This is a genomic window from Campylobacter sp. BCW_6463, assembly GCF_001762785.1.
GTDB lineage: Bacteria > Campylobacterota > Campylobacteria > Campylobacterales > Campylobacteraceae > Campylobacter_D > Campylobacter_D jejuni.
Genome location: NZ_MJXL01000067.1, coordinates 708 through 4402 on the forward strand (window position 1 = coordinate 708; position 3695 = coordinate 4402).

The following is a 3695-nucleotide window of genomic DNA, read 5'->3' on the forward strand; positions in this document are numbered from 1 at the left end:
TTAGATCAAGATAATACTATAAAACAAGATACACCTAGTTATTATTTTTCTCCTAAAGATGAATTCAAATGCAAATCATAAAGGATAAAATAATATATGAAAACAAGCCAAATATATGAAACTTTATAAATATGCTAGAATGTGCTGGACTAGGTATTCTATAAATTTAAATGAGAACATGCTTAAGGAATTTCTAAAAAATATAAAAACAATAGGATGAAATAATGGATGAAGAACTTTTTTGGGAAAACATTGTTCCAGTAGGACATATTAATGAAGAAACTTTAAAGAGCCAAATTTATATTAATAATATAAATTTTAGCACTTTGCAATATGATGAAACAGTTTTACCTACAGAATTAGAGTGTTGTTATAATGAATTTAAATACTATCAAAAAAGCAATAATGAAATAGCAACACTAGGTTGGGCTATTAGCTATCAACTTCAAGTATTGTGGCAAAATAGCCCTAAGATAGATACAATACAAAATTATCATCTCCCCGTAAAACAAAATAAGCCTAATAATCCCCAAGCAGAACAAAGACTAAAAGAAATACAAAATTTCTTACAAAGTAAAGGTATAGAACCCCTTATTTTACATTATACCCCTTATCCAAACAACACACAAACCCAAGAGATGAAAAGACTAAGGCAAAATTCAGAGCGTTTTTCTCGCCATATAGATAATAAAACAAATGAAGTAAGAGAAGAAAGGCGTTCTATTAAATTTTACACTACGCTAGATTGGGATAAGTTTTATTCTCATTTTCCTATAATAAAAAGACTAAGTAAAAAATTTCATACAAAAGAAGACATATACACTCAAAATTTTACAAAGCAAATAGAAATAATCTTACAAAAAACTCATAATATTTTGATATTAAAAAATTTGCCTCAAGGAGAATATAAATTTGATTTTGCTATCGATATAAAAGAAAATCGAAGCGATAAAAATGAAGAATCTTATATCATCATTAAAGAAAATGATGAAATTTCAAAAGATTATAAACGCATTTTAGACTGTAAGCCCTATGAGCTTGATACTTTAAATTGTCAATATATAGGTGTGGGTGATGATGAGTTTTTCAGACAAATTCGGGAAAATTTACAAGTAAATATCGCAAAGCAATTTGATACAGAATTTTCTCTTACTTGGTTTATTAAAACATATTTAAGAACGCAACCATTGACAATGAGCACTATGTTAGGTTATGATACATCGGAGATTGGGGAACAAACTTATGATGAACTCATGCAAGATCTATCTCTTTATGCTTGTAGTGGTAAATTTTCTTTTAATTTTGTTCCTTCGAAATTAAGCATTAAAAAAGAAATTCAAGGAGATAGAGAAAAGGTATCATACCGCGTTGATGAAATGCTTGTTTATGTTTATGATAGCTTTGATTTTTTAGATCAAGGACATGAATTTGATGATAAGGGAAATTTTATCAAGCTAGGACAACCTGTTGGAGCTTGGGATTTTAATGAAAAGAGTTTTAGTATTTGGGGTTCTACAAGACAGATGGAAACTTATAAACCAAAGAAATATTTATTTTTTATACCACAAATAACCTTTGCTGATATTCTACAATCCCCAAAAACCAAGCAATACTATCTTTACAATCAAGATTACCAAGACTATCAAAAATTCACTCCTTATGGTTTGGACTTTAAACTTTATAGTAAGGATTTTATCGCTAAACTTGATTTTAAAGATAAAGCTTATAATGTGCTTTATAATACAGGAGTTTAAATGGGAGAAGATATTACATTTTCTATTTTTTGGGGTTTATTTGGATTTATTCTTGCTTTTACTAATATAAAATTTTATCTTACAACTTTAAGTGTTCTTATTGCCTTTTCTATTTTAAATTATTGGATGAGAATTAACATAAAAGAATTTGTAAAATCTTATTTTTTAGTATATTTTATTATCTTTTTTATGGCTATTGTTATCATATTTTATCTTACCTATGGTATTGAAACTTCTAGGGATCTTGCATTACTTAGCTCTCTAGAAGCTAAAGAATTGTCACCGCAAGAATATAAAGCATATAATTATTTTGGATTTTTGACTTGTATAACTATGTTTTTTTTTACAATCACATTTTTTATACTTCCTTGTTTATTGCAAGCTTATTTATTTAAATGTTATAGCACAGAAGAAAAACGCAAAAAATTAAGTTGGTTTATAGGGTTTTTATGCAATATTATTATATTAATTGCAAGTGTGTATGTGGTATATGAAAATCTTTAAAGACTATCAAAAATTCACTCCTTATGGTTTGGATTTTAGACTTTATAGTAAAGATTTTATCACTAAACTTGATTTTAAAGATAAAGCTTATAATGTGCTTTATAATACAGGAGTTTAAATGGGAGATAGTATTACGCTTTCTATTTTTTGGGTTTGATAGGATTTATTCTTACTTGTAGTGTTATAGAATTTTATCTTATAGCTCTAAGCGTTCTTATTGTCTTTTCTATATATAAATTATTGGATTAAGATTAATATAAAAGAATTTGTAAAATCTTATTTTTTAATATCTTTTATTATCTTTTTTATGGCTATTGTTATCATATTTTATCTTACCTATGATCTTGAAACCTCTAGATCGCTTGTATTACTTGATCCTCCAGAAATTGAAAAATTATCACCGCAAGAATATAGAGTGCGTAATTATTTTAAATTTTTAACCTTTGCAACTATGTTTTTTTTAGTAATCACATTTTTTATACTTCCTTGTTTATTGCAAGCTTATTTTTTTAAATGTTATAGCACAGGAGAAAAATGCAAAAAATTAAGTTGGTTTATAGGGTTTGTGTGTAATGTTCCTATATTGATCTCAAGTGTTTATGTGATATATGAAAATCTTTAAAGACTATCAAAAATTTAATATATTTGATATAATATTCATTTATCTTAAATATTTAGAAAAAAATGGATAGAGAATTATTTATAACAAGGCTTGCTTTTATAAACAATGATGAAATAGACACAATAGATAAAAATTCATCCATAGCATACTTAAAAGCCTTATATCAATGTGAAAATTCCATAGCTATAAATTATAATCAAGAAGAGCTTTTCACCCAAGCTACCGCTATAAACAATCTAGGCTATAATTCTACTTTCACAAAAATCTTCATCCTAGATAAAGAAAAGCTCAATGATACCTATCTTGATGCTAGAAAAAGGCTTTATAAATCTATCAATACTTTAAAAGAAAAAAGAAATGAAAAAATAAAAGATATCCAAGACTATTTAAATAAAGAAATTTCCTTACAAGATAATCTAAATAATCAAAGCTTTAATACTAAGGAAAATGATGTTAATTTAATTTTAAACGAAGTATTTAACATAGAGCAATTTTATGATAAAAATACCAATACCATAGTATTAAAGACAAATAATATAAAAATCATATTCTTAGATAAAGTAAATTTACAAGATTTGCAAGATAATTCTAACAATACTTCTTTCATCTCTATGTCAAATTTGATCCATATTTATGATAATCATTGTGATATTTTTGCAAAAGATAGAAGTGTTTTGGATATAAAGGACATAGAAGAAAAATATCAAATAGATTTTAAAAGTTTAGATATAAAAATCTTTTTAAACTCCACTCTCCTTACAGGATCAAATGAACTTCCTAATAATCCTTTTTACTTTGGAGAATTAGATCAAGAT

5 protein-coding genes are annotated in these 3695 nt (G+C 25.9%); all 5 read left to right on the forward strand.

The annotated features are described in order from the left end of the window. Positions 1–224 precede the first annotated feature (224 nt). Positions 225–1754 (forward strand): DUF6402 family protein, encoded by a 1530-nt coding sequence (locus AJ884_RS07615; RefSeq protein ID WP_070233466.1) that lies wholly within the window; start codon positions 225–227, stop codon positions 1752–1754. Continuing rightward, positions 1755–2258 carry a hypothetical protein gene (locus tag AJ884_RS07620; protein WP_070274789.1) on the forward strand — a complete coding sequence of 168 codons (504 nt, stop codon included), beginning with the start codon at positions 1755–1757 and terminating at the stop codon, positions 2256–2258. Next, entirely contained in the window at positions 2245–2376 is a 132-nt protein-coding gene (locus AJ884_RS10140; RefSeq protein ID WP_016818322.1) for a hypothetical protein, read from the forward strand. Before AJ884_RS07620 ends, AJ884_RS10140 begins: the two co-directional genes overlap by 14 nt. 99 nt (positions 2377–2475) lie before the next feature. Next, a complete protein-coding gene (locus tag AJ884_RS07625; protein WP_261660585.1) occupies positions 2476–2880 on the forward strand; it encodes a hypothetical protein in 405 nt (134 codons plus the stop codon). A gap of 62 nt (positions 2881–2942) precedes the next feature. Continuing rightward, on the forward strand, positions 2943–3695 hold a 753-nt coding region (locus tag AJ884_RS10145), incomplete at its 3' end, for a hypothetical protein (protein WP_249617148.1).